At 60.2% G+C, this 25378-nt stretch carries 20 protein-coding genes and 1 pseudogene; 17 read left to right on the top strand and 4 right to left on the bottom strand.

Annotation, left to right across the window (positions count from 1 at the left end):
- Positions 1 to 20 precede the first annotated feature (20 nt).
- The gene (locus AB8E48_RS07945; RefSeq protein ID WP_368886359.1) at positions 21 to 2027 is read right to left on the bottom strand and encodes a bifunctional 3'-5' exonuclease/DNA polymerase; all 2007 of its coding nucleotides are present in this window, start codon (positions 2025 to 2027) and stop codon (positions 21 to 23) included.
- A gap of 208 nt (positions 2028 to 2235) precedes the next feature.
- Here AB8E48_RS07945 and AB8E48_RS07940 point away from each other — a divergent pair, with 208 nt between their 5' ends.
- The 5 genes from AB8E48_RS07940 to AB8E48_RS07920 all read left to right on the top strand — a co-directional run bounded on the left by AB8E48_RS07940 (position 2236) and on the right by AB8E48_RS07920 (position 7093).
- Positions 2236 to 3825 (top strand): CpaF family protein, encoded by a 1590-nt coding sequence (locus AB8E48_RS07940; protein ID WP_368886358.1) that lies wholly within the window; start codon positions 2236 to 2238, stop codon positions 3823 to 3825.
- Between the two features lie 43 nt (positions 3826 to 3868).
- The gene (locus tag AB8E48_RS07935; RefSeq protein WP_368886357.1) at positions 3869 to 5122 is read left to right on the top strand and encodes a type II secretion system F family protein; all 1254 of its coding nucleotides are present in this window, start codon (positions 3869 to 3871) and stop codon (positions 5120 to 5122) included.
- Between the two features lie 128 nt (positions 5123 to 5250).
- Positions 5251 to 5892, top strand: a complete 642-nt coding sequence (locus tag AB8E48_RS07930) for a DUF4244 domain-containing protein (protein WP_368886356.1) — start codon at positions 5251 to 5253, stop codon at positions 5890 to 5892.
- 81 nt (positions 5893 to 5973) lie between these two features.
- On the top strand, positions 5974 to 6507 hold the full coding sequence (locus tag AB8E48_RS07925) for a TadE family type IV pilus minor pilin (RefSeq protein WP_368886355.1): 534 nt from the start codon (positions 5974 to 5976) through the stop codon (positions 6505 to 6507).
- Positions 6494 to 7093 (top strand): Rv3654c family TadE-like protein, encoded by a 600-nt coding sequence (locus AB8E48_RS07920; protein WP_368886354.1) that lies wholly within the window; start codon positions 6494 to 6496, stop codon positions 7091 to 7093. Before AB8E48_RS07925 ends, AB8E48_RS07920 begins: the two co-directional genes overlap by 14 nt.
- A 41-nt stretch (positions 7094 to 7134) precedes the next feature.
- Here AB8E48_RS07920 and AB8E48_RS07915 read toward each other — a convergent pair whose 3' ends face one another.
- Positions 7135 to 9891 (bottom strand): DEAD/DEAH box helicase, encoded by a 2757-nt coding sequence (locus tag AB8E48_RS07915; protein WP_368886353.1) that lies wholly within the window; start codon positions 9889 to 9891, stop codon positions 7135 to 7137.
- Between the two features lie 167 nt (positions 9892 to 10058).
- Here AB8E48_RS07915 and trhO point away from each other — a divergent pair, with 167 nt between their 5' ends.
- The 6 genes and pseudogenes from trhO to AB8E48_RS09070 all read left to right on the top strand — a co-directional run.
- Positions 10059 to 10970 (top strand): oxygen-dependent tRNA uridine(34) hydroxylase TrhO, encoded by a 912-nt coding sequence (gene trhO, locus AB8E48_RS07910; protein WP_070665991.1) that lies wholly within the window; start codon positions 10059 to 10061, stop codon positions 10968 to 10970.
- Entirely contained in the window at positions 10970 to 11467 is a 498-nt protein-coding gene (locus AB8E48_RS07905) for a GyrI-like domain-containing protein (RefSeq protein WP_049338580.1), read from the top strand. The genes trhO and AB8E48_RS07905 overlap by 1 nt, the downstream gene beginning before the upstream one ends.
- Before the next feature lie 261 nt (positions 11468 to 11728).
- Positions 11729 to 12817, top strand: a complete 1089-nt coding sequence (locus tag AB8E48_RS07900; RefSeq protein WP_368886352.1) for an LLM class flavin-dependent oxidoreductase — start codon at positions 11729 to 11731, stop codon at positions 12815 to 12817.
- A 195-nt stretch (positions 12818 to 13012) separates the two neighbouring features.
- Complete coding sequence (gene cmtR, locus AB8E48_RS07895) at positions 13013 to 13372, top strand: Cd(II)/Pb(II)-sensing metalloregulatory transcriptional regulator CmtR (protein ID WP_254755868.1); 360 nt, start codon at positions 13013 to 13015, stop codon at positions 13370 to 13372.
- On the top strand, positions 13369 to 14019 hold the full coding sequence (locus AB8E48_RS07890) for a cation diffusion facilitator family transporter (protein WP_368886351.1): 651 nt from the start codon (positions 13369 to 13371) through the stop codon (positions 14017 to 14019). Before cmtR ends, AB8E48_RS07890 begins: the two co-directional genes overlap by 4 nt.
- Before the next feature lie 37 nt (positions 14020 to 14056).
- Positions 14057 to 14143, top strand: a pseudogene (locus AB8E48_RS09070) (luciferase); the annotation flags it as partial.
- A gap of 261 nt (positions 14144 to 14404) precedes the next feature.
- Here AB8E48_RS09070 and AB8E48_RS07880 read toward each other — a convergent pair.
- Together AB8E48_RS07880 and AB8E48_RS07875 are read right to left on the bottom strand one after the other, a co-directional pair.
- Positions 14405 to 14914 (bottom strand): pyrimidine dimer DNA glycosylase/endonuclease V, encoded by a 510-nt coding sequence (locus AB8E48_RS07880; RefSeq protein WP_368886349.1) that lies wholly within the window; start codon positions 14912 to 14914, stop codon positions 14405 to 14407.
- Between the two features lie 2 nt (positions 14915 to 14916).
- A complete protein-coding gene (locus tag AB8E48_RS07875) occupies positions 14917 to 16662 on the bottom strand; it encodes a DUF7059 domain-containing protein (protein ID WP_368886348.1) in 1746 nt (581 codons plus the stop codon).
- Here AB8E48_RS07875 and AB8E48_RS07870 point away from each other — a divergent pair.
- The 6 genes from AB8E48_RS07870 (at position 16661) to AB8E48_RS07845 (ending at position 25346) form a co-directional block, all read left to right on the top strand.
- The gene (locus AB8E48_RS07870; protein WP_368886347.1) at positions 16661 to 17224 is read left to right on the top strand and encodes a pyridoxamine 5'-phosphate oxidase family protein; all 564 of its coding nucleotides are present in this window, start codon (positions 16661 to 16663) and stop codon (positions 17222 to 17224) included. The genes AB8E48_RS07875 and AB8E48_RS07870 overlap by 2 nt on opposite strands.
- A gap of 209 nt (positions 17225 to 17433) precedes the next feature.
- A complete protein-coding gene (gene topA, locus AB8E48_RS07865; RefSeq protein ID WP_368886346.1) occupies positions 17434 to 20232 on the top strand; it encodes a type I DNA topoisomerase in 2799 nt (932 codons plus the stop codon).
- 248 nt (positions 20233 to 20480) lie between these two features.
- A complete protein-coding gene (locus AB8E48_RS07860; RefSeq protein ID WP_368886344.1) occupies positions 20481 to 21452 on the top strand; it encodes a Ppx/GppA phosphatase family protein in 972 nt (323 codons plus the stop codon).
- A gap of 113 nt (positions 21453 to 21565) precedes the next feature.
- A complete protein-coding gene (locus AB8E48_RS07855) occupies positions 21566 to 23167 on the top strand; it encodes a hypothetical protein (RefSeq protein WP_368886342.1) in 1602 nt (533 codons plus the stop codon).
- A gap of 153 nt (positions 23168 to 23320) precedes the next feature.
- Positions 23321 to 24436 carry a hypothetical protein gene (locus AB8E48_RS07850; RefSeq protein ID WP_368886341.1) on the top strand — a complete coding sequence of 372 codons (1116 nt, stop codon included), beginning with the start codon at positions 23321 to 23323 and terminating at the stop codon, positions 24434 to 24436.
- 361 nt (positions 24437 to 24797) lie between these two features.
- Entirely contained in the window at positions 24798 to 25346 is a 549-nt protein-coding gene (locus tag AB8E48_RS07845; protein WP_368886339.1) for a DUF6609 family protein, read from the top strand.
- Positions 25347 to 25378: the final 32 nt, after the last annotated feature.

Genomic DNA, 25378 nt, shown 5'->3' with positions numbered 1-25378 from the left:
TGTCTTAATCCGCCCGCAAATTATTTACCGTCAGCGTAGTTGTGCACCCGCGCCACCGACACCGGAAAATCCACCGGCACCCGACCGAACAGCAGACGCGCCGCCTCCGCAGCACCATCACGCACAATACGCTCCACACGGTCCGCCTCCAGCTCAGGACCGCACAGCAGCAGCTCATCGTGCAAAAAATACACAATGCGGGTGCGCATCGGCATACCAAAAATCCGCTCAGACAGCAGACGAGAACGCACCGCGCCCATCCAGCACAGAGCCCACTCCGCCGCCGTACCCTGAACAATAAAATTGCGGGTCATACGGCCGTGCGCACGCGCAGTCGACACCGCACGTGACTCAGCCGCCGGCGACGACCGATCAGCCACAATCTCACGGAAACGCTCATCCACCGGCGGGGACGTGCGACCCAAAAAAGTCGTCACCTGACCGCCCGCCTCACCAATACGCGCCGCACGCTCCGTAAACTCCATCGCCTGCGGAAAAAGCGCCGCCACATGCGGCAATAGGGCACCAATCTCACCGCTACGGCCACCATACATAATCGCCAGCATGCCCACCTTCGCATGGGAACGCTCCGTCAAACCCACGCCCTTCAGACGCGCCAACTCGGCAATACCCGCATACAGGTCAGCGCCACGACCCGCCGAAGCGAGCGCCTCATCACGGCTCAACGCCGCCAGGATGCGCGGCTCAATCTGCGAGCCGTCCGTCACCGTCAGCACCTGACCCTCCGGCGCCTGCACCGCCTGACGAATCTCCGCAGGAAACTGTAGCGCACCGCCGCCGGAAGCGCCCCAGCGCCCGGTCGCGGCGCCACCCACCTCAAGATGCGGGCGGAACGCACCCTCAGAAACCCACGTATCAGCCCAGGTCCAGCCGTTAGCAGTCCAAATACGGTACAGCTTCTTATACCGCAGAATCGGGTCAATCAGCGCCCAACGCTTATCCCGCTGAGCCGGAATCGCATCCGCCCAACTCTTCAACTCCCACGAACGCGTAGACTTCACCGAAACCCCCGCAGACTGCAGAGCACGCAAAAGATCCTGCGGCGAATCCGGATTCAACGACGGCATAAACAGCATGCGCTGAATCTGCTCCGCCAACTCCTGCATCTTCTGCGGACGCTCACCCGGCACCGGGCGCGGACCCAACAACTCGCACAGATGCTCATGATGCGCCTGCACATTAAACGGGATGCCGTAATAACCAATCTCAGCCGCCACCAACGCACCGGCAGACTCAGCCGCCGCCAAAAGACGCAACCGCTCCGGGTGCCTCGACTCGCTAATGGCGCGCGCCTGCGCCAGCCACTCACGCATCAGCACACGCACCACCGGATGCTCCGGCAACAGAGTCACCGGGCCCGCCGCCAACTGCGGGGTAAAAGGCTCATGGGGTGCCGCCTCAAGGAATTCGGGGGAGGGGTCCGCGGGGGAGCCGGCGGGTGCGGCGGATGAGGCAGCGGGCGCGCTCAAAAAATCGGCACCGAACAGCTCCTCCTGACCTTGAATCTGCCGCGCCACCGGCAGATACCCATGAGGCTCCACCGCCTCACGCACATCAGAAAGATCCAGCGCCGGGCTGTACTCCACAAAACCACTCGGATGCGTAGCCGCAGTCACCAAAATCCGCTGCACCAGACGCAAATCATGGCACAGATGCACCCGCACCCCGCGGCGCAAAAGCAGCGGGTCTACGTGGCGGGTATCAGCCCAAATCCAGCGGGGGAAACGCGCCTGCGCCGAATCTGCCGCCTGCCGCTCCACCTCACGCACATACGCCGGAAGATTCGCCGCACTCACCCGATCCGCCCGCGTAATCCGCGGAATAAAGGTCGGATCCTGCAACTGCTCAGCGGTCGGCGCCGAAAAATGAAAAGCACCCCACGAGGTCACCGGCTGGGCACCGCGCGACGACGCACCCGCGGCAATAGCCGAGGTGACCGGGTGCGCGGGGGTGCCGGTCTGAGCGGTAATACCCGCGCCGGTGGCAGGACTGAGCAGAACGTACATTCTTCCATTATCGAGGATGTGCCGGTAGAACAGGCGATGCGTGGTCATCACCGGAATGTACAGGTGGTTTGTCATAAAAGCGTCGGAAGCGTGCGTTTTGTTCGTTTGAGGTGCGTGCATCGTGGATATTTCGGGGTGCGCGAGGAGTTATCCACAGAACGCTCATTCTCTTAAAAATCTGGGGCGGGCACAATGCTCTCCTAAAACCATGAACCCCACCAGCAATCCCACCAGTAACACCGCCAACCCCAGCGGTTACCCGACCCGCGCTACGCAGAATTCCACCACGTATGCGCAGAGCCCAACCGCGAATGCGCCGGACACCCGCGCGCACTCGCAGCCCGCCCTGCTCATTCCCGAAGACTACCGCGCCCGCGCCGTTGCCCTGCACGCCCGCGAGCTGATCCTGCGATCACCGCAGATGAGTGCTATCGCCCTGGGTGGTTTCAGCGGCGGTTTTAGCGCCGGGTTTAGTGTCGGGTCCGGCGGCGGATTCGGTGCCGAGGTCGAGAAGTCAGGTCAGGCGGGGGAGGTGGAGCATCCGCCCGTAGAGGGCGTGGTTGCCGCGGGCAGTGTAAACACTGCGAGCGCCGCGGGCGGTGGGCTACTCCAAGAATCTCAGCCCCTCCGCGAGATTCTTGAAAACGCCGTGGAGGCGGCAACCTGCGCCATCGACGGCGGACACCCGGCGAACGCGAGCGAAGCAGGAGTGGGCGTAGTGAAGCCCCGAAAATTCCGTGCCAAAACGGTGCAGCCCGCGCCCGCCTCCTGGAGCTACCCCAGCGTGGAATACGTGCCCGTCAACCGGCAGACCGCGCTGCGCTACCTCGCCGCGGAACTCTACGGCCTCGGCGCCCTCGACCTGCTTCTTGACGAGGGGCAACGCGCCGGAACCATCACCGATATCTACGTGAACTCGCCCTGCGATATCTGGGCGGGCATCAACGGAACCACCCGCCCCGTGGCGCTGAGCCTCGGCAATGAGCGGCGTGTGCGCGACCTTGCCGAGCGGCTCATCCGCAGGCACGGCGGGCAGTTGGACGCCGCGCATCCTGCGGCTGACATCAGCGACGAGCACGGTCGGCGAATCCACGCGATTATCCCGCCGCTGAGTGAACGCACACGGCTCTCCGTGCGCCTACCCTCCCGCGAGCGCCCCACCCTGGCGCAGCTGCAGGCGACTGGGCTGTGCGATGAGGCGACTGCCTCCTACCTGCGCCGCATGATTGCCGAACGCCGCGGGTTCCTCATTAGCGGCGGCACCGGCACCGGCAAAACCACCCTGCTCAACGCTCTGCTGGGTCTGTGTGTGCCGCAGGAGCGCCTCATTCTGCTTGAAGACACCCCGGAGCTCGCGCCGCAGCACGAGCAGGTGATTGCCCTCAAAACTCGTGCCGCGAACTCCGAAGGCGCCGGCGAAATCGGGCTGGGCGAGCTAATCGTGCAGGCGCTACGCATGGGACCGGACCGGCTCGTGGTCGGCGAGTGCCGCGGTGCGGAGGTGGTGCACCTGCTGACCGCCATGAATACCGGTCACCGCGGCGCCGGAACGACCCTGCACGCCAATAGCGCGCAGGCGGTGCCCCTGCGTTTGTGCGCCCTGGGGGCGCTCGCCGGGCTGGATAGTAGAACGGTCGCTCTACATACGGCGACGGCTTTTGAACGCATTATCCACCTGGAACACCGGGACGGACGCCGCCGCATCGAGGGCATCTACAGTCTGCACCCCGCCACGCAGGGTAGCGAAGAGTATCTGCAGGTCAGGCGCATTTCTCCCGGGTCTGATGTTGGGTACTAGACCTCCGAAATGGGGGAAACGGAAAACGTGAAAGGAGGAAGCAATGAAGCAGAAAGAGAAGAGTGGCGGAAGCCTTCGCGAACGCTGGGCTGAGCGCTGGGTTGAACGCATCGCCGGACCCGCCAGCGCCGAGGAAATGCGCATGTGGCCGCTCATGCTGCGCACTCTCGCCCTGAACCTGCGCGCCGGCATTCCGCTGCAGGAGGCGGTGCTCGCCAACCCGGGCCCCGGGCAGTCCGAGGAGAACGAACTGGTACCGGGTGCGCAGAAAACACCCGCGCAGAAAACGCCCGCGAAGAAAACCGCCACGCGGAAAAGCTCTCGATTCCGACGTACCAGGGGCTCCTCGCCCCTTTCCGAAGAGTACGGGCAGAAGCGGTGCGCCGAAGACATTCGCCGCTTCACGCAGGCGCTCGCCACGGTCACCTCCTGGGGCGCGCCCGCGCACCTCGCCTGCGCGCAACTACTCGAAAGCAACACCCGGATGCGCCCGCACAGCCTCGAGCGCCTGCACGACCTGCAGCTGAGCCTGCGCATGAGCGAGAGCGCCGGTGCGCCGCTCGCAACGAGCCTGGAACGCGCCGCTGAACACGCCGAAGAACGCATTGACGCGCTCCTGGGCAGGCAGAGCGCCCTCGCCGCACCGCGCGCCACCGGCAGAATCCTCTCCTGGCTGCCGCTGCTCGGCCTGGGGTTGGGCGTGCTCATGGGAAGCGACCCCGTGGGCGTGCTGACCGGCTCCATTCTCGGGGCGCTCACCGGTCTGCTGGGGCTGGGGCTCGCCTTCGCCGGGCGCCGCTGGACCGCCGCGCTCGTGCATCGGGCTGAGGTGGAGAGCGCGGCAAGTAATGGAGCCGAACAAGCCTCGAACGCGCCGCCCGTTGATACCGCCCTGGTGCTGGAACTACTCGCCGCGCAACTACGCGCCGGGCTCGCACCGCTCGCCGCCCTGGGCACCCTCGCCGAGGCGCTCAATAGTCGACCGCTGCATGCGGTCTGCCAGCGCCTACAGATGGGTAGCGGCTGGGGGAGCGCCTGGTCGGGATCCGCGGCGGGAACCTTCAGTGAGCTGCGGGATGCGCTCGCCCCCGCCTACACGGGTGGAGCACCCAGCACGGCGCTATTGCTCTCCCTTGCCGATGCGCACCGCCTCGGCGAGCGCCGCGCGGCAGAACGCGCCGCTGGAAAGCTCTCGGTGGCGCTCGTGGTGCCCCTCGGGCTGTGCTCGCTACCCGCCTTCATTTGCTTGGGTATTGTGCCCATCCTCATTTCGCTACTACCCACGCTGACCAGCTAAAGAACCAGGCCCATAAGCGCTGCTGACTAGCTGAAATGCCGAAAGTTTAGACCCTCGCCCATCTGCTAAGAATGCAGACGAGCACCCACCCTGCCCCGAATGGCCGGGGCGCAACGAAAGGAAAACCAATGACGAACACCCTCTGCGAAGCAATCCGCCACGACCTGCACCCGGGCGGTGCTCCGGTTACTACCCCGGTTGGTACTCCGAGTGAAATTCAGCCCGCCGCGCTCGGTGCCGCGCAGGGCGCTGAAACCCAGACGATTCTGGGTCCCGTGCCGCTGTCCGTTGCCATTGCAACGACCATGAAGCAGCTGCGCGAAGAATGCCCCGAGCTCTTCACTGATGCTGAACTTTCCACCGATGCTGAGCAGAACCACGCCGGTCCCAGGATTGACCCTCACGAAATGGAGATTGATATGAACACGGACCGCCTGAGCCCCGAGCAGGCGCTGACCATTGCCCGCGCGCTCGCCGAGGGCTGCACTCTGGATGAATGCGGCGCAACCTGCCGCAGTCTGGGTGAGCATGCGCCCGGCTGTGCCGAATACGTGCCTGCCGAAGGCGATGAAAAGACGCCCGCTGAGTACGCCCTGGCGGGTGATCCGGAGGAGGGGGCCTCCACCGCGGAGTACGGCATTGTGATGCTCGCGGCGGTCGGCTTTGCGGGTCTGCTGGTGCTGATTCTCAAGTCCGATGAGGTGCGTTCCATGCTCCTGGATATTGTGCGTAATGCGCTGTCGATTGCGGGTAATACTGGACTGCTCTAGCGCCTTTTAAAGCCCCGCCGTGGAGTTTTGCTTAAGGTGCTATGCACCCCGAAAAATGAGGCAAGAAAGGAGGAATAAAGAATGAACGCTCATGTGAATTTGGGTGCTTGGTGGTGTGCTCGACCCGCAGAGAAAACTGAGTCGGAACCGGCGCCCTCGACCCCGCGTAAGAGTCCCGCAGAAGAGGGCGTCATCACCGCCGAATTTGCGGTCGCCCTACCCGCCGTGACGGTGGTACTCGCCCTCTGCCTGGGTGCCGCCTCCACGGGTGTTGCGCAGCTCAAGGTGGAGGAGTCCGCGCGAACGGCAGCTCGTGCCGCCGCCCGCGGAGACTCCGAGGCGCAGATTCGCTCCGCCGTTAGCCGCATCGACCCGGCGCAGAGCGTGCAGATTTCCGTTTCTCCTGATGGTGTAGTTGATGTAGGGGAGGGGCGCGCCCGGCAGGTGCACGTGCGGGTGAGCCGCCCCGCCCCCGGCGTGATTGGCTCGGCGACCGGCTGGGTGCTGCGGGCGGACGCCCACGCGCGCGTTGAAGGCGGCGCTGGCAGTCAAGAAGGCACTGGCACTCAAGAAAGTGCTGACAGCGAAGAAAGCACCGGCAATGATGGTGAATAAGAACGCGGTTCTTGCCTGCCCCGCAGAAGAACAACATGAGGAGGGTAGCGGCACCGTTCTCGCCCTGACCATTATTGCCGCGCTACTGGTGCTGACCGTGGTGATTGCCGGGCTGATTGGGGTGGTGTCTGCGAACCGCAGGGCGTCCGCCGCCGCCGATTTGAGTGCGCTCGCGGCGGCGGATGCCTACCGCGGGCTTACCGAGGGGGACCCGTGTGCGGTGGCGGCGGAGCTTGCCGAACGCCACGGCGCGCACCTGGAATCCTGCACGTTTCCGGATCGCCCCGAAACGGTGGAGGTCACGGTCGCCGTCCCCGTCGCAGGGCCCATGGGTGTGCTGGGCCCGGCGAGGGTGCGTGCCCGCGCCGGGGCTGAACACCCCGAAGAAGAACAGGCGGCGGCGGGGAACGCGGAGGAGCTGAGCCCCGATGAGGTTGCCGAGCTGGAGGAAGAGCTGGGAGCCGAGCGGGACTCGGCACCCGAACCTCCCGAGCCGGAAAGTCCAGCTGAACCAGAAAGCCCCGCCAACCAGGAAAACCCAGCTGAGTCAGAAAGTTCAGCAGAACCGGAAAACCCCGCCGACTAGGCATTTACGCTCACCGGGAGTTGTCATCCTAGCCTGTGCCCCTACGCCTCCGCCATGCTCCTCAGCATTGCCGTTAGTAGCGCCCGCGCGCCGTGCTTGCTGAGCGGCTCGTTGCGGTTGCCGCACTTGGGCGAGTGCACGCAGGAAGGGCAGCCGTTGTCGCATCCGCAGCTTTCGATGGCTTCGAGGGTGGCGCTCAGCCACTGCTGAACCGCGTTGAAGCCGCGCTCGCTGATGCCCGCGCCGCCGGGTGCGGCGTCGTAGACGAAAATGGTGGGCCTGCCGGTGTCCACGTGCAACAGTGTGGAGAGCCCGCCCAAGTCCCAGCGGTCGCTGGTCGCAATGAGCGGCAACAGTCCGATGGCGGCGTGCTCGGCGGCGTGCAGGGTGCCGGGACCGTCCTCTTCGGTCACGCCCGCGCCGAACAGGTAGCTGGGCTCGAAGGTGAACCAGACCGCCTCGGTCATGAGCACTTCCGGCGGCATGGGTTGCGCCTCTTCGCCCAGGTATTCGCCGCCGTAGACGGAGAATCGCCTGTAGCCGGTGACCTGGTCGGTGACTTGAACCTGCCCGCGGTGCATGGTGAGCGGGGCGAGCTGCTCGCCGGTTTCGGGTGCAGGCTCAGGAACAGTATTCGCAACGTCCTGTCCGCCAAAACCAGGCTGTGTGCCGTAGCTGATCCGTGCCCGCTCCGCCAGAATACGCACCTCGGTGCTCTCAACGGCGCGCGTGTAGTAGTCCGGGTAGACGCGACTGAGCAGGATCACGCGCTCGCCCTCGCTGAGGGACTCGACCACGTACTGCGCGCTCTGGTGAATATAAATCGCGCCCGGGTGCCCCTGGCTCATGGCGTGCGCGGCGTCCATGGTGCCAACCAGGGTGCCGTCTTCGGCGTCGATGAGCTGGTAGGGTCCGCCGCCGGTGCCGCGGATATCGACCAGGTCGGCGGCTGATTCGGCGTGCGTCCAGTACCAGCCGTCCGGGCGGCGACGCAGGTACCCCTGCTGCACCAGTCGATCCAGCAGAGCTGCGGTATGCGGTCCGAAGAGGCTCAGCTCTTCGGCGCGGATGGGTGCCTCCTGCGCGGCGGCGCACAGCTGCGGTGAGAGCACGTACGGGTTTGTCGGGTCGAAAACGGTCGCCTCAACCTCCTGCCCGAAAATCGCCTCCGGGTGGTGCACCAGGTAGGTGTCGAGCGGGTTGTCGTCGGCAATGAGCACGGCGAGCGCATCCTGACCGCTTCGGCCCGCGCGGCCCACACGCTGCATGAAGGAGGCGCGGGTACCCGGCCAGCCCGCCACGATGACCGCGTCCAGTCCGGAGATGTCGATGCCCAGTTCCAGGGCGGAGGTGCTCGCCAGGCCGAGTAGTTCGCCGTTGCGGAGTTTGCGTTCGAGTTCGCGGCGCTCTTCGGGGGTATACCCGGCACGGTATGCGGCGACGCGGTGGGAGAGTCCCGCCTCCACCTCGTCGAGGTAGCGTTGAGTCTTCTGTGAGAGGATTTCTACGCTGCGGCGCGAACCGGCGAAAACCAGCGAGCGGGTGCGGGAAAGCACCAGGTCGGTGAGCATTTGCGCACCCTGCTCCACGGGTGAGACGCGGCGCGGCGCCTCCTGCTCAGCCTTCGACTGAACCGCCTGCTGCTGGGTGCTGCGGGCGCCCTTAGCGAGCTGATCCTGCGCCTTGGGCGGCATGAATTCGGGCGCCCAGAGCAAGACGGTGGTTTCACCGCGCGCGGAGGTGGACTCGGTGATGGCGGTGACCGCCTGCTGCGGCACGCCAATGAGTTTGGAGAAGGACTCGACCGGGTTGGAGCTGGTTGCCGAAGCGCCGTAGAACACGGGCACGGTGCGGTAGAGCGCGCAGACGCGGCGCAGGCGGCGCAGCAGATTGGCGATGTGCGCGCCGAAGACGCCGCGGTAGCTGTGCGCCTCATCGAGCACCACGTAGCGCAGCCCGCGCAGGAAGGACGCCCACTGCCGGTGGTTGCTCAGGATCGAGTAGTTGAGCATGTCCGGTGTGGTAAGGATGAAGTTGGCGTGCTCGCGGATCCAGCGGCGCTCACCGGTGGGGGTGTCGCCGTCGTAGCTTGCCGCGTGGAGTCCGGGCAGGTTGTAGGAGGTGAGGGCGGTGAGCTGGTCTGCAGAGAGTGCCTTCGCCGGGGAAATGTAGAGAACGTTCGCTCTATTATTGAGGTTTTCCGCCCCGGAATACGCGGAAGTTGAGCTTACCGGCTCGCCACACGATGCGCGGTAGATAGCGTCCAGGGTGGGCATGAGGTAGCTCAGAGTCTTGCCGGAGGCGGTACCCGTCGCCACAATCACGTGCCCGCCACTGCTTGCGCTCTTTGCACCTTCGGCATGCGCATGCGCGGGGGTATCAGCCGCCCGCCCCGCCTGCCAGCCGTAGCGCGCCGCGCTCGCCGCCAGCGCCGCATCAAGACCCGCATGGGCGGCGTCCGCCGCCTGCACCTGGTGGGCGTAGGGTTCGGCAATGCCAAGTGATTCAAACGCCTCCACCACGCGCGGATGCAACCACTGCGGCCACGGCGCGTAGCTCGCCTCCCGTGCGGCAACGGTGTGGATATGGGTCACCTGCTCGGGTAGGGTTCCGGTGCGTTCCGCCTCCGGCAACAGGGATGCCAGCACCTGCTGTGCGCTCGCGGGAAGCTCGCGGTAGCGCAGTGTTTTGGGGTGTGCCGCATACTGCCCCTGCAGCTGTTTGGGCTGGTGTGCGGGCTGCTGTTCGGAGTTCTGGTTGGGGTTCTGCGAAGGGGTGCTGTGCGGCATGGGTTCCATTGTAGAGCGGTGGGCTAAAACCCGACCTGCCGCCGGTCACTGGCGCGCCCTAAACGCCCTCCCTGAACTCGCCCCAGCGCCACACCAGCACTACCGCCCCCCGTAGTCAGCGCGCACATATCAAAAAATCTGCATGCTTTAGGCGCATATGACGATAAAATAGTTTCGTGGCTCAAAATAAGATTATTCTGTATTACCAGTTCGCCCCCATCGCCGACCCGCAGGCGGTCATGCTCTGGCAGCGTGCCCTCTGCGAGAAGCTCGGCCTGCGCGGGCGCATCCTCATTTCCAAGCACGGCATTAACGGCACCCTCGGCGGCGAGATTAACGCGGTCAAGGCGTACACCAAGGAAACCCGCAAGTACCCCGGCTTCAAGAACATGGAGTTCAAGTGGTCCGAGGGCGGCGCGGAGGACTTCCCCCGCCTGTCCGTGAAGGCTCGCGACGAGATTGTGGCTTTCGGTGCTCCCGACGAGCTGCAGGTGGACGAGAACGGCGTCGTTGGCGGCGGCGTGCACCTGAAGCCTGAAGAGGTCAACAAGCTTGTTGAAGAGCGCGGCGACGAAGTGGTCTTCTTCGACGGCCGTAACGCGTTCGAGGCGAAGATTGGCAAGTTCAAGAACGCTATCGTTCCCGACGTGCGCACCACCCACGACTTCATCCGCGAGATTGAGTCCGGCAAGTACGACCACATCAAGGACAAGCCGGTCGTCACCTACTGCACCGGCGGTATTCGCTGTGAGATTCTCTCCGCGCTGATGAAGAACCGCGGCTTCAAGGAGATCTACCAGATCGACGGCGGCATCGTGCGTTACGGCGAGAAGTACGGCGATAAGGAACTGTGGGAAGGCTCGCTCTACGTCTTTGACAAGCGCATGCACATGGAGTTCACCCCGGACACCGTCACCATCGGCAAGTGCGAACAGTGCGGCGCACCCTCGAACAAGTTCGAGAACTGCTCCAACGACTCCTGCCGCGAGCTGGTTCTGCTCTGCCCCGAGTGCGCAGCTGATGACGCGAAGCGCCACTGCGTGCCCGAGTGCTCGGTGGATCGTGAAGCAGCTAAGGCGAACGCCTAATGGCAGCCGCTAAGGGCGGCGCGGTTCAGATTTCTGAACCTCGCATTGAGGAGCACCCGGCGATGGTTGTTGCCGGCGTTTCGCAGGTGTTCCCCCTGGATGGTGACTTCTCCTCGCTGTGGGATGAGCTGAATCAGAAGGCGTCCCCGGCGATGCTGGATGTTCTGAACGTGACCCAGTACCTGGGCGTGTGCACTCAGCCGAACCCGAAGGGTCAGGTCCGCTACACTGCGGGCTTCCTGGTCTCGGAGCCGGCGAGCGCGGCGAAGCTCGGCCTGGGCGTGCTGGAACTACCTGCGAGCACCTACGCGGTGGTTGAGGTGACCGGTCCGATTTCGGAGTCCATTCCGGCTGGCTTTGCGAGCTTTGAGGAGGCGTTCTTCGCGAAGAATCCGCAGTACCGCCCGGTGGGTGGCCTTGAGGTGTACGGTCGTGGCGATATGCAGGCGGCTGATTACCGTATGGAGCTGTGGGTTCCGCTGGCGAAGCGTTCCTAATGTAGTTCGTCTCGGTAACTTTGGTTGCTGAATAGAAGAGCCCGGTGGTGCGATGTGTTCGTGCCGCCGGGCTTTTCTGTGCCCTTTTGTGCCAGTACTTTGTGCCTCGGGCGGGTGGTATGCGCGGCGAAAGCGGGGGGAGTGGTGCTCTTTGCGTAATACTCCGAAATAAAATGCTTGACATGTAAAGTAATTGGGTTTAGATTTAAACCACCAGCCCGGCACTACAAGAACCCGGGCGCAACCTACCAAGGAAAAACAATGAGTACCAACCCCAGCAGCACCCCGCAGCTCGACGAATCCATCCGCATCAGCCACCTCGAACCCAAGGCTGGCACCGAAAAGAAGCTAGGCTTCCTCTCCTTCGGCCACTGGGCTGAGGTCCCCGGCTCCCGCGTTCCTAGCGCGGCAGAATCCCTGCATCAGGCCATCGACCTGGCGGTAGGTGCCGAAGACATTGGACTGGACGGCGCGTTCTTCCGCGTGCACCACTTTGACCAGCAGCAGGCAACCCCCTACCCGCTGCTCTCTGCAATTGCCGCCAAGACCGAACGCATCGAGCTGGGCACCGGCGTGATCGACATGCGCTACGAAAATCCGCTCTACATGGCAGAACTTGCCGCCATGGCTGACCTCATTGCAGCGGGTCGACTGCAGCTCGGCGTCTCCCGTGGCTCGCCTGAATCTGTCATCCGCGGCTTTGAGAGCTTCGGCTACTACCCGGCAGAGGGCGAAAACGAGGGCGACATGGCGCGCCGCCACCTCGACATTTTCCTCAAGGCAATTGAGGGCGAAGGCATGGCGCCCAGCGCTCGCGTGGCGGGCAAGTACGCCCCGGTTCAGCCGCAGTCGCCGGGTCTGCGCGACCGCATCTGGTGGGGCGCAGGCACCGATAGCACCGCCGTGTGGACCGCGCAGAAGGGCCTGAACCTCATGTCCTCAACCCTGATGCTGGAAGATAAGGGCATTCCCTTCGATCAGCAGCAGGCGCAGCAGATTCGCCTTTTCCGCTCCGAGTGGGTGAAGGCGGGCAATTCGGGTGTTCCGCGTGTTTCGGTGTCCCGCTCGGTGCTGCCCATTATTGATGACACCTCGGCGCGCTACTTCGGTCGCCGCGCTTCGGAGGACTCGCAGGATTACACCGGCATTATTGACAACAGCTTCTCCCGCTTTGGTCGTAGCTACATTGGCGACCCGGCGGATATTGCCGAAGAGCTCGCCCGTGATGAGGCGGTCCAGGCGGCGGACACCGTGCTGCTGACCATCCCGAACCAGCTGGGTGTGGACTTCAACCTGAAGATGCTTGACGCAATCGTGAAGGAGATCAAGCCCGCGCTGACCACTAAGTAAAGCCCCTGAGGTGAAGACTCCGCAGAACCTTCTGCGCTAGCAGGGTTTCGCGCCAGCGTGCCGCCGTCGCTTCCGTGATGGGCGGTGGTTGCTGATGAGCGCGAACTCTGCCGCCTCCCGAGGGCAAGGGCGCGGAGCACGTGCGGCAGCCCGCACAAGTGGACAATTGGTCAGTTATCACTGTATAGTCATCGTATGCTGACTATTGCTTCACGCCTCGACGTCATGAACCGGCTCGGCCGCGCCATGGCCGACCCGACACGTTCCCGGATTCTGATGACCCTCCTCGGCGGCCCGAGCTATCCAGCCGTGCTCTCGCGCGAGCTGGAGCTGACCCGCTCGAACGTGTCCAACCACCTGACCTGCCTGCGCGATTGTGGAATCGTCGTCGCCGAGCCCGAGGGCCGCCAGACGCGCTACGAGATTGCCAACCCGCACCTCGCCGCGGCACTGACGTCCCTGATCGACGTCACGCTCGCGGTGGACGAGGCTGCGCCGTGCATCGATCCGGCATGCTCGGTGTCGGGCTGCTGTGGAACGGCGGCGGGAGCATGAGCGAGACCCTGACCACCGCACGCCGCGCGATGCTGCACCGGCGCGTCCGCTTCATCGTCGGCTTCACGATCACGTACAACGTAATCGAGGCAATCGTCGCAGTCTGGGCAGGCGTCCTCGCCTCGTCCGCGGCGCTCATTGGCTTCGGGCTCGACTCGGTTGTCGAGGTACTCTCGGCCGCGGCCGTCACCTGGCAGTTCACCCGCAAGGACCCTGAGCGGTGGGAAACGGTCACCGTCAAGGCCATCGGCGTCGCGTTCTTCGCGCTGGCGGCCTACGTCTCGATCGACGCGGTGCTGGCCCTGGTCGGCCAGGAGGGCCCCGACCGCAGCCCGCTGGGTCTCGGTATCACCGCGCTGAGCCTGGTCGTCATGCCTCTGCTGGCGTGGATTGAGGTCCGCACCGGGCGGGAGCTGAGCTCCAAGAGCGTGATGGCCGACGCCAAGCAGCTCATCCTGTGCATCTACCTCTCCGGTGCAGTGTTCATCGGCCTCGTCCTCGACAGCCTGTTCGGCTGGTGGTGGGCTGACTCGGTCGCGGCGCTGGTCGTGGCGGTGCTCGCGGTGCGCGAAGGCCTGGAGGCCTGGCGCGGCGACGTCGAGTCGCCGTTCGAAGTGCTAGAGGACCTCGAAGACGAGGACGACTGACCCGTCCCCGACGATGAAGAGCCAGTGCTGCAACCCAGACATGCGCTACGAAAACCCGCTCTACATGGCTGAACTTGCCGCCATGGCCGATCTCATTGCGGCGGGTCGACTGCAGCTGGGTGTGGACTTCAACCTGAAGATGCTTGAGACAATCGTGAAGGAAATTAAGCCCGTGCTGACCACTAAGTAAAGCCCCTGAGGTGAAGGTCCTTGGGTAAAGGTCCTGGGGTAAAGACCCCGTGCCAAGCTGTTTCCGGCGCTCTGTAATGCGCTGAGATGTTTGTTCCCATACAGCTTGAGCCACACATACAGCGATGCCCCGGCAGGCACCCGCGAGGGTTCCACCGGGGCATTACTATGCTCACGTTCTTAGAAATCCTTCTGTCTAAAAGTCTTTCGTCTTTTCCCAAGGCTCAATAGCGCCCGGAGCCACCTCAAACAGCGGATGCGCACACACCGCCAGCTCGCCGCGTGCCGCCAGGCGCTCGCTCAACTGGCGCTCCCACTCGGGGTCGCGCCCAGCCACTTTGTGCTGTAGAAAGGCGAGCTCGTACTCCAGCTGCCCGAGAGGAACGGGAATCAGCGTGACCGAAGCGTACGGGTTTTCTGCCTTATCGGCGCCGTTTTTGTCGGCTTTATCAGTGCTTTCGCCCGCACCAATCAGCGCACGGTTGAACGAGTAGCCGCGGGCATCCGCCTCATCCGCCAGTCCGGACAGGTAGGCGGCAACCGCCTCCAGCGGCTGCGGATGCGCGCGAAAACGAATCAGCTGCGGATGGTTCGTGTACCCGCGAGTCAGACCCCGCAGTACCTTCTGCGCCAGCAGGGTTTCACGCCAGCAGGCGACCAGGGCGCGGCGATCGAGCAGGGAAGGGTGAAGGGACCAAATGCGCATGCCTAGCCCTGCGCTTCTGCAGGGTTTGCGTCAGCCGATGCTGCGCCCGCGTGCTCGTCGCTAAAGTGCAGGAAGCTCTTGAGCACCAGCTCGCGCACCGCGTGCAGCAGGGTGTCGCGCGGATGCTGATCCTGCGTGCCGCGTGCTGCGGCGGCAGCCTCGTTGTATTCGGGCCAGGACAGCAGCATGGCAAGAGCCGCCACAATCTGACCCACGGCAAGCTCACCATCGCTCGCCGACGCAAAACCGGCCGTCTCGGTGGAGAGCAGCTGGGTGCGGCACAGACCCGAACCGGCACGCAGCAAAATGACGCTCGGGTGCTCGGCGCCGGGGCGGCCGTGGCGTTCCTCGGTGACGTCCTCGGCGACCTCCAGGTGCGCGGCGAGGAGCGCCTCATCGTCCATGGCGGCGAGGCGGTCGTGGCGGCGCACGGACTCGGTGAGGGCGCGGGCGATGGGCTGCTGAATCGGGTAGGTGATTTCCTCGAAACGCTGCAGGGGTTCGGTCACACCAGCCGCGGTGGATTCGTTCGGGCGGCGCAGCCAAATCATGCCGAAACCAATAGAATGAACGTTCCGGGAAGCGAAGTCGTTCAGGTACGCCACATAGGTCTGCTCGTAGTGGTTGCGGTCGCGGTTCTCGCTCGCATCCTTCAGCCAGGTTTCCGCGTATGAGGCGGGGGTCAGCGCCTCACGCTGAATGAACCATGCCTCCGCACCGCCGTCGGCAACCCAGGCGCGCGGACGCTCATCCCACGGGCGCGGTGCTTCCGGGTCATCGGAGTCGCGAATAATCTCCCAGTTGCCCAGCATCTGCGCGCGGCCACCGGGCACCAGCACCGACGGCAGCTGACGCACCATCGTGCTCACAATTTCGTCACCGGGCAGGCCGCCGTCACGGTAGGTGAACTGTTCCTCGGCGCTTTCACCGGCAACGCGCGGGGTAATCACGAACGGCGGGTTCGACACCACCAGGTCAAAAAGCTCACCGGCGACCGGCTCCAGCAGGGAGCCCATGCGCAGGCTCACGCGCGCCTGCGGGTTCTGCGGATCAATGTTGAGCGCCTGCGCGTTCAGCAGCAGGTTAAAGCGGGTGAACGCCAGGGCACGCTCCGAAATATCGGTAGCGGTAACGTGCTCAGCGTGGGCGAGCAGGTGGAAGGTCTGAATACCGCAACCGGTGCCCACATCCAGGGCACGCTTGACGGGGGTGCGCTCGGTAATCTGCGCCAGAGTCAGGGATGCGTGACCGATGCCGAGTACGTGATCCTTGCGGAGCACGCCGGGGCGCTGATGCGCACCCAGGTCGGCGGCAACAAAGATTTCGGTGCCGTCATTGGCGGCGTGCGGGCGCAGGTCAACGCTCGCGGTCCAGCGATTCGCCGCGTCGCGTTCAATCAGTGCGGCGTTCTCGAAATCAACCAGGGTATCTGCAAAAACCTCGGTTGCCTCAGCCTCAGTGAGCGGGCGAGCCAGCAGGAAAAAGGCCAGCAGGCGCGCCAGGTTCTTCTCACCAGCGCTGTAATCGCCGCGCAGAACGTGCTCCACACGCCACAGACCCGGAACCACCTGGTCACGGGCCATCGCCTCAGCCGCCTCAACACCCAACAGCTCCTGCACAGCGTCATAGCTGTAATTCAACGCCAGCAGGCGTTCACGGATGCGGGTCAGGCGGGCGTAATCATCGCTGCGGGGAGCATCCGCAACGGCGGCATACTCGGGGGCGAAAGTGGCGGCAGAAATAGTCATGCACACCATTCTACGCACCCGCCGCACACTGCTGCCCGACCCACCCACTGACCAAAACCGTCATCTGCGCAAGAGTACCCACCCCATCGCATACACTGAAACCATGAGTAACCTGTACCCCGATGAAAGCATCAGCGTCGACAAGTGCTGGGAGCGCCTGCACGCGAACACTCTCGGCCGCCTCATCCTCACTGACGGACAGCACGTTGATGTGCTGCCCGTGCTCTACGCCGTCGCCCACCAGGGTGACACCCAGGAAATCTACATCCGCACCACCCGCGGCAATAAGTTCTCCTCCGTGGTGGTCAGCCGCCGCGTCGCCTTCGAAATCGATGAGACCCTCGAAGACGGTATTCGCTCCGTCATCGTGGTCGGTATTGCGCACTGGCTGCCGCCGGAAATGACCCCGCAGATTGTGCGCACCTTCGACCTGCCCGACTCCGAAACCCACGAAATGCAGTGGGTGCGCATCGTGCCGCAGACCGTGTACGGCCGCGAATACCCGCTGCTGCCCGCATACTTGGACGGCACTCAGCCCGACTCGGATACCCTCACCAGCTAGAGGCGCCGGTTCGCGGGTGCCGTGCGCACACCACCTCCTCGGTACCGTATGATGTACCGAGTACCCTGCGCACTCGTGCAGACTCAACAAAAATACTCACCCCCACCGACCGTCGCACCCGCGTACGCCACAACCAGTCGGCGCCCACAAGCGCCAGCGTAGGTTATGGTTGAATACGTAGCTTTTCAACACACAGATAGAGGAGTGCCGTGCCCGCTCAGGCAAAGAACGGAAAAGCCCTGCTGATTGTGGAGTCTCCCTCCAAGGTCAAAACCATCAGCAGCTACCTCGGCGAGGACTACCTTGTCGACTCGTCCATGGGCCATATCCGCGACCTTCCGCAGCCCTCCGAACTGCCCGAAAACCTCAAGAAGAGCCCCGTCGGCAAGTTCGCTGTCAACGTTGAAGAGAACTTCGAACCCTACTACGTGGTCAACCCCGACAAGAAGAAAAAGGTCGCCGAACTCAAGCGCAAGCTCAAAGAAGTAGACGCGCTCTACCTGGCAACCGATGGTGACCGCGAAGGTGAAGCCATCGCATGGCACCTGAAGGAAGTCCTCAAGCCCAAGGTACCCGTCTACCGTATGACCTTCCCCGAAATCACCCGGGAAGCCATTCAGCGCGCCTTCGGCGAACTGCGCGACATCGACCTGCACCTGGTCGACGCACAGGAAACCCGCCGCATCCTCGACCGCATCTACGGCTACGAAATTTCTCCCGTGCTCTGGCGCAAGGTCGGCCGCGGCCTCTCCGCAGGTCGCGTGCAGTCCGTCGCAACCCGCCTCGTGGTCGAGCGCGAACGTGAACGCATGGCATTCGTCGCCGCCAACTACTGGGACCTGTCCGGCCGCTTCCTGAACGCGGCCTCCGAGGGCTTTGACGCCAAACTGGTCGCCGTAGACGGTCAGCGTATCGCCACCGGTAAGGACTTCGCCGACGACGGCACCCTCAACTCCTCCAAGGTCACCCACCTGAACGAGGAAGCCGCGCGTGCGCTCGCCGCAGCCCTGCAGTCCGCCGCGTTCTCGGTGCGTTCCGTTGAGACCAAGCCGTACAAGCGCCGCCCGGCAGCGCCGTTCACCACCTCCACTCTGCAGCAGGAAGCCGCACGTAAGCTGCGTTTCTCCTCCCGCGTGACCATGCAGGTGGCGCAGCGCCTCTACGAAAACGGTTACATCACCTACATGCGTACCGACTCGGTGGCACTGAGCGAGCAGGCTATCTCTGCCGCACGCCGCCAGGCATCCGAGCTGTACGGTGCCGAGTTCGTGCCCTCCGCACCGCGCGTGTACACCTCCAAGAGCAAGAACGCGCAGGAGGCACACGAGGCAATTCGCCCCGCGGGTGACACCTTCCGCACCCCGGACGCTGTGCGCGGTGCCCTGTCCAACGACGAGTTCCGCCTCTATGAGCTGATCTGGAAGCGTACCGTCGCCTCCCAGATGGCTGACGCGACCGGCTCCACCGCCTCCGTGCGCCTGGGTGCCGTGGCATCTAACGGCCAGGATGCCGAGTTCGCTGCATCCGGTACCGTCATCACCTTCCGCGGCTTCCTCGCCGCCTACGAGGAGGGCGTTGATGCGTCCCGCGTTGCCGAGCGTGAGGCGAAGGACGCTGAGAAGCGCCTGCCGAACCTGACCACCGGCGAGGCACTGACCGCCGAGGCGATTGAGCCCGCCGGTCACGAGACCCTGCCGCCCCCGCGCTACACCGAGGCCTCCCTCGTGAAGACCCTGGACGAGCTGGGCATTGGCCGCCCGTCCACCTACGCGGCGGTTATTTCGACCATCATGGACCGCGGATACGTGAACGTTCGTTCTGGTTCGCTGATTCCCTCCTGGACCGCGTTCTCGGTGGTGCGCTTGCTCGAATCCAGCTTCGGTCCCTACGTGAACTACGAGTTCACCGCGCAGATGGAAGAAGACCTCGACCGCATCGCACGCGGCGAAGAGTCCCGCGTCGAATGGCTGGGCGAGTTCTACTTCGGTGGTGGCTCCAAGCGCGGCCTGAAACCCATTGTCGACAACCTCGGCGAGATTGACGCCCGCAGCATCAACTCCATCCCGATTGCTGACGGCATTGTGCTGCGCGTGGGCAAGTTCGGTCCCTACCTGGAGGCCGAGGGCACCCTCGACACCGAGACCGGCGAGCTGACCGAGCCGGTCCGCGCGAACGTGCCGGCCGACCTGGCACCGGACGAGCTGACCGAAGCGAAGGCCCGCGAACTGCTCGAGCAGGGCAAGTCCGACGGCCGCGTGCTCGGCGTGGACCCGGTTTCCGGCAACCAGATTGTGGCTCGCGACGGCCGCTACGGTCCCTACGTCACCGAAGTCATCGAGGAGATGACCGAGGAGCAGATTCAGGCGTACCTGGACGCGCAGCCGACCGAGTACTACAAGAACGGTAAGCCCAAGCCGAAGAAGAAGCCGAAGCCCGCCAAGCCTCGTACCGCGTCCCTGTTCAAGTCCATGGACCTGGCGACCGTGACCCTTGAGCAGGCACTGCAGCTGATGAGCCTGCCGCGCGTGCTCGGTACCGACGCTGAGGGCGTGGAGATTACCGTGCAGAACGGCCGCTTTGGCCCGTACCTGAAGAAGGGTACGGACTCCCGCTCGATTGGTAGCGAGGACGAGATCTTCACGATTACGCTGGAGCAGGCACTGGAGATTTACTCCCAGCCGAAGCAGCGCGGTCGTGCGGCGGCTAAGCCTCCGCTGGCTGAGCTGGGCGTGGACCCGGTCAGTGAGAAGAAGATCGTGGTGAAGGACGGCCGCTTTGGCCCGTACATCACCGACGGTATTACGAACATTACGGTTCCGCGTGCGGAGTCGGTCGAGTCGCTGACGCACGAGCGTGCGGTGCAGCTGCTTGCTGACAAGCGCGCGAAGGGCCCGGTCAAGCGTAAGACCGCCGCGAAGAAAACTACGGCTAAGAAGACGACCGCGAAGTCTACTACCCCGAAGAAAACGACCACTCGTAAGACCGCGGCAAAGAAGACCGCCGAGTAGCGTTTTTGCTTGAAGGCGCAGGATGCGTCCCGAAACCCCGCGTGGGGGAGGGGCGCCTCCTGCGCCTTTTGCGTGCCCGGGAGAGTACATGTCCGGCGCGCTTTTATACTTGCGCTGTGCTGATGCTGGGCATCCGCCCGGATTGTTTGCGGAGTGAGCCGCGCCTCTGACAGACTGGGAGAGGCGCCGCACCTGCGGTACCGCACACAGATAGTATCCCGCCGCGGGGTGGGGGAGGGGAGCGCATCGTGCGCCTGGGAGTTCTGGATGTCGGGTCGAATACGGTCCACCTGCTGCTGATTGACGGCAGCCCTGGAGCGCGCCCCGAACCGTACGCATCGCATAAGATTCCGCTGCAGCTCGTGCAGTACCTCGACGCTGAGGGCAATATCTCGCAGGAGGGCGCGGACGCGCTGACCCGCTTCGTGACCAGCGCCCGCGACTTCGCGATTGAGAATGAGGCGGAGGACCTGCTGGCGTTCTCCACGAGCGCTATCCGTGAGGCGGGTAATGGTGCGTCAGTGCTACAGCAGGTGCGTGAGCAGACCGGCGTGAGCCTGAACGGTATTTCGGGTGACCAGGAGGCGGCGATTACGTACTTTGCGGTGCGCCGCTGGCAGGGTTGGGGCGCGGGCCGCATCCTTGATTTTGATATTGGTGGCGGTTCGTTTGAGTTTTCGACCGGTACGAATGCGTTGCCGGATGCGGCGATGAGCGTGCCGTTGGGTGCGGGCCGCCTGACTCGTGAGTTTTTTGATGAGCAGCCGCCGAAGCCGAAGCAGGTGAAGCGCCTGCGTAAGTATGTGCGTGAGCAGATCGCCCCGGTTGCGGAGAACCTGCTGAAGTATGGCGCGCCGGATATGACGGTGGGTACGTCGAAGACGTTCCGTTCGTTGGCGCGTATTTGTGGTGCGGCGCCGTATTCGGCGGGCCCGCACGTGAAGCGTGAGATGCATTTGCAGGATTTGCGTCTGTGGACTCGTCGCATGGAGGCGATGACGGTGTCTGAGCGTGCTGACCTGCCGGGTGTTTCGAAGGCACGTGCTGAGCAGATGCTGGCGGGTGCTATCGCGGCGGAGGCTGCGATGGAGGCGTTCGGTATTGAGACGATGCGTGTGTGCCCGTGGGCGCTGCGTGAGGGCCTAATCTTGAAGCGTATTGAGCACCTGGCGGAGGGCACGGGTACTCCGGTCAACCCGAAGACCCTCCTGGATGAGTAGAACATGATGATGAACCCCGCAGGCTGGTGTGTAATGGGCACCGGCCTGCGGGGTCACCGCATTTCTTGTGTATATAACCCGCCGACAAAGATGTAGGAAAGGAACAATCACCGATGAAAATCCAAGAAGTTATTGACGAGGTCAATGAAGTCTGGGGCGAAGAACATGAAGAAAAACGGAGAAAAATATTTAGAAAATATATTATTAATGCCCCTTTTAATCTTTTCGGTATCGTAACTATAGCTTATTTCTTTGTAATATGTCCAGCAATTTTGGCATTTATTTCCAATCCTGAAAAAACAGGTAGTTCAATTAGTTTGATATTTCAGGTTGTATTTAATGTTCCGTATTATATCTTTGATATACGGATTGGAATTATTGCTTCCTTGGCTAGCCTTCTTTTGAGTCTATATGTTAGTGTAGGTAAATTTGCAGATGGGGTAGAGGGCCCTTTGGGCGACGCTCGCCGTGCAGCCTATCGAAAATTTGCTAAACGCGTTAGTTACATTGTTTCTATGGTGTTTATTGTAAACTTTTGGTATGCCGCTTTTGCGGGTTACCTTCAGGGTACATCGTATGCTCCTGAATTTTTTGGACCATGGCGTGTAGGTCCTGGATGGGGCACTTATTTCGTTCCTGTTGAAATTGATCTTTCAAGGTATGGAGATATTCCTCAGTGGCTCATTGTATTTTTTGCTTGGTTCACACTATCTTCTGGATTGATGTTAACTTATAATGAAAAGGATATTCTGATTGATAATATATCTAGGCTGAAAAAATTTAATAAGATATATAAAAATATCAACAAATCTCATGTCGATGAGTATTTCGTAGTGGACTCTTTACTTACAGAGTCAAAGGTCGAATCGAATGATTCTTATACTGCAGATGGGCATATTGACTCAGATTGTAAATATGGCGACCGTTTTGTATCTGAGATTAGCCATATTGGATTTAGCTTCAAAGTCAAAACAAATCTATACCTCAAGGGTCTTATTGAACTGCTTAGAAATTCTGCGCTGATTTTCTTGTGTATTATTTGTTTATTTTTTAGCCCGTTATCATTTTTCCTTGTCACTGGTTCATTTGAGTTTGCTGGCTCGGTTTTTGGTGTTATTCTGGGTATTTTTCTAATTGAGTTGCTTATTAGGCTTTTTGAAAGTGGGCATTTATATAAGGGACTGTATATTGCGGAAACGTCAGATTTGAGTTGGTGGCATAAGATTTTGATTTGGGGTAGGTACTTTTGGCCCGACCTAGTTGGAAAGTGGATATATAGAACTATATATGGTCTATTTATCTTATTGGTATTGGCATATTTGTATGCGTCATATTTGGACTCTGCTGATAAATCGGTGAAGCCAAGTCTCTTGGCTCTCGTGGCCATATTTATAATTTCAATATTTAGTGCTTACTTGGTAATGAAATTATTGCAGTACGATATAAAGAGTATTTTTGACAAAGAACTTAAAGTTTACTCTGATAAGTTTATATCCTGTTACTTTGAAGAATCTGAGAGTGGCAAGTCTTTGGACTATCTGTATATAGCTTATATTTATATGTCGGTGCGGAAGATTAATGATTACTATGCGGTATATAAATCTGAAGTGGGAAAAGATAGTTTATCTCCTGTTTATAATCGAAAAATACTTTATCGATATTCGAGGCCGGCTAATTCGAGGCCTCCAAAATCTATTCGCCGCATGCGAGATTAAATATTTTGGGTTTATAGATGGGTAGGGGTTTATGTAGTTATGAAAACATTTTTTGCGTGAAAGATCTCAGTAAATTCAATCAGGGAACTGCGAGAAATGCGAATTTTTCTCCATAGTGATTAGTTGACAATACGAAGAAAGGAACAATCATCGATGATGAATCAACTACTGTTAGCGCAGGTGCTAGCTGAGGGATTCAGCTGGGACTATCTCTGGCATTGGACCCATGACCAGGATCTCGGCAAAGTGCTGATTTCTGCAATCGCGCCGATTGCAACGGCAATCATTGCTGCTTTAAGTCTTATACTGAGTGCCCGCAGGGAGACTAAGCAGATGGAACTCTCCAAACAAGGGATGCCACCTGAGTTAACTCGTTATAAGGAATGGCTTGAAATCTCTAAAAGTCATAATGAGCTTATAGAATTTGAAAAAAGTAATAAATTTGAAGGCTTAAGAAATGAATATCAAGAAATTAGAAAATCTCGAAAAGCTGCTCTTGAGCGTGCTGTTTGGGAACGCAAGGTAATCTCTGTATGTCCGGAAATTAATGGGCAAAAACGTCTCTTGAATGTTTCAGAAGGAATAATAGTTAGCAGTATTAAAATCAAATCTATTCCAAACTTTGGAAGTGCTGTATTTACTGCAGTTGAAGTGATTATTTCGATTCTAATAATCATTCCTGTATCTATATTTATAGTGGCATACTTATCTTATATGTTTGATTATATTATGTCTGAGAATTGGGATGTTGTGCGTTTAGCGAAGGATGTATCCTTGGTTGGATTTATTCTCTGGTTGTCAGTTTTTTTCAGTAATGCTATAAGTGCTATACACATGGGCTCGACGGGGAAATGTTTTGCTGAATATGGTTACCTTCGCATTCTTCAAGAAAATATGTCAAATGAAGAGTTTAAAGATGTGTTGAAAAATTCTTCTACTGTGGATAGGAATTCGCAAAGATTTTTCTTTGCCTTGTGGAATGGAAAGTATCGTAATTTTGTATCTTATCCAAAAACGGTGAATTTAAGATATTTGAGTATTTTGGGCTTAATTGTTTTTGGCCTTCCTTATTGGGTCGTAAATTGGGGGCATAAAAAGCGTGGGTACAACTATGGTGAATATAAGCCAGAAGTGTTTGGAATTTTAGAGAGAGCATCGGAGGAAAAACAAATCGAGCAAGATGTAAATCTGAAAGGTAAAAAGGCTTCTATTGGTAGGCGGATGGTTCTATGGATTTCTAAAAAGTGGGAATCTCTGAACCGTGGTTAATAAATTTTGGCTAGACCCCTGTTCTCTATGGCCTCTCATCATCGGGGAGCTGTAACCCCCCTCCAGAATTTGTGCCATGGTTTAGCGTCTTCTGCCATGGTTTTTAACTACGACCGAAGACGCTAACCTATGGCACAATTTTCGGCACGGCACGGTAAAGAGGGACGGCTCCGGACGCACACGCATCCGGGGCTGCCCCTCGTTTCTTGGGGGGATTTTATTGCCATCTTGATACAATTTCAGAGGGTGTAAATACATGCAGAAGGATTGGAGTATATTAATATATGGCAGAACTTTTTCACAATAAAATTTAGTAGCGCGACAAGAGAAATAATTTTACGAGAGACTATTGGAGGAATCGATGGCTTTTCTAAGCTATAGCAAAGACGAAAAGTTAGAATTTAACTATAAGAGGGCATGCGGTCTGTGGCTAATTGTGGTGGCGGCGGTTATCGCAATAGCCACCATGGCCGGAGGAAAACAAATAATAAACATGCAAGTATTCAGCATCGGCTACGTCGTCAGCTTTTTCTCAATCAACATGAATAAAAAGGTGCTGAATAGACTATCCGATGGCCCTTCGAGTGAATTTCAAAATAAAGTATCTTCACGTGCCGTTATTCTATTATTTGTTTTGATGTTTTTGCTGGGCGGCCCATTCTTCGCAACTGAAAATTGGAGATTGATTTGGCTGGGGGCACTGATGGCAACCGCGCTACATTTCTTCCCGTACTATTTTGTGCATGGAAAGTCAATGATATACCTGGGTCTTGCCTGTGCCATTAACGTGTTTGCAGGATATATTTTTACCGACATTCCGTTAGAGGTAATCGCATATATTGACGCGGCAATTAAGCTCGTCTTCGGAATTTATCTACTATTCCTTTCAAAGCCGTCAAAGCAAATTTAAGACAGCTCTTCGGCACAGCAAAACAGGGCGGC

The sequence above is a fragment of the Rothia mucilaginosa genome, from assembly GCF_964211445.1.
Classification (GTDB): domain Bacteria; phylum Actinomycetota; class Actinomycetes; order Actinomycetales; family Micrococcaceae; genus Rothia; species Rothia mucilaginosa_E.
This window is presented reverse-complemented; position numbering and strand designations above follow the sequence as displayed.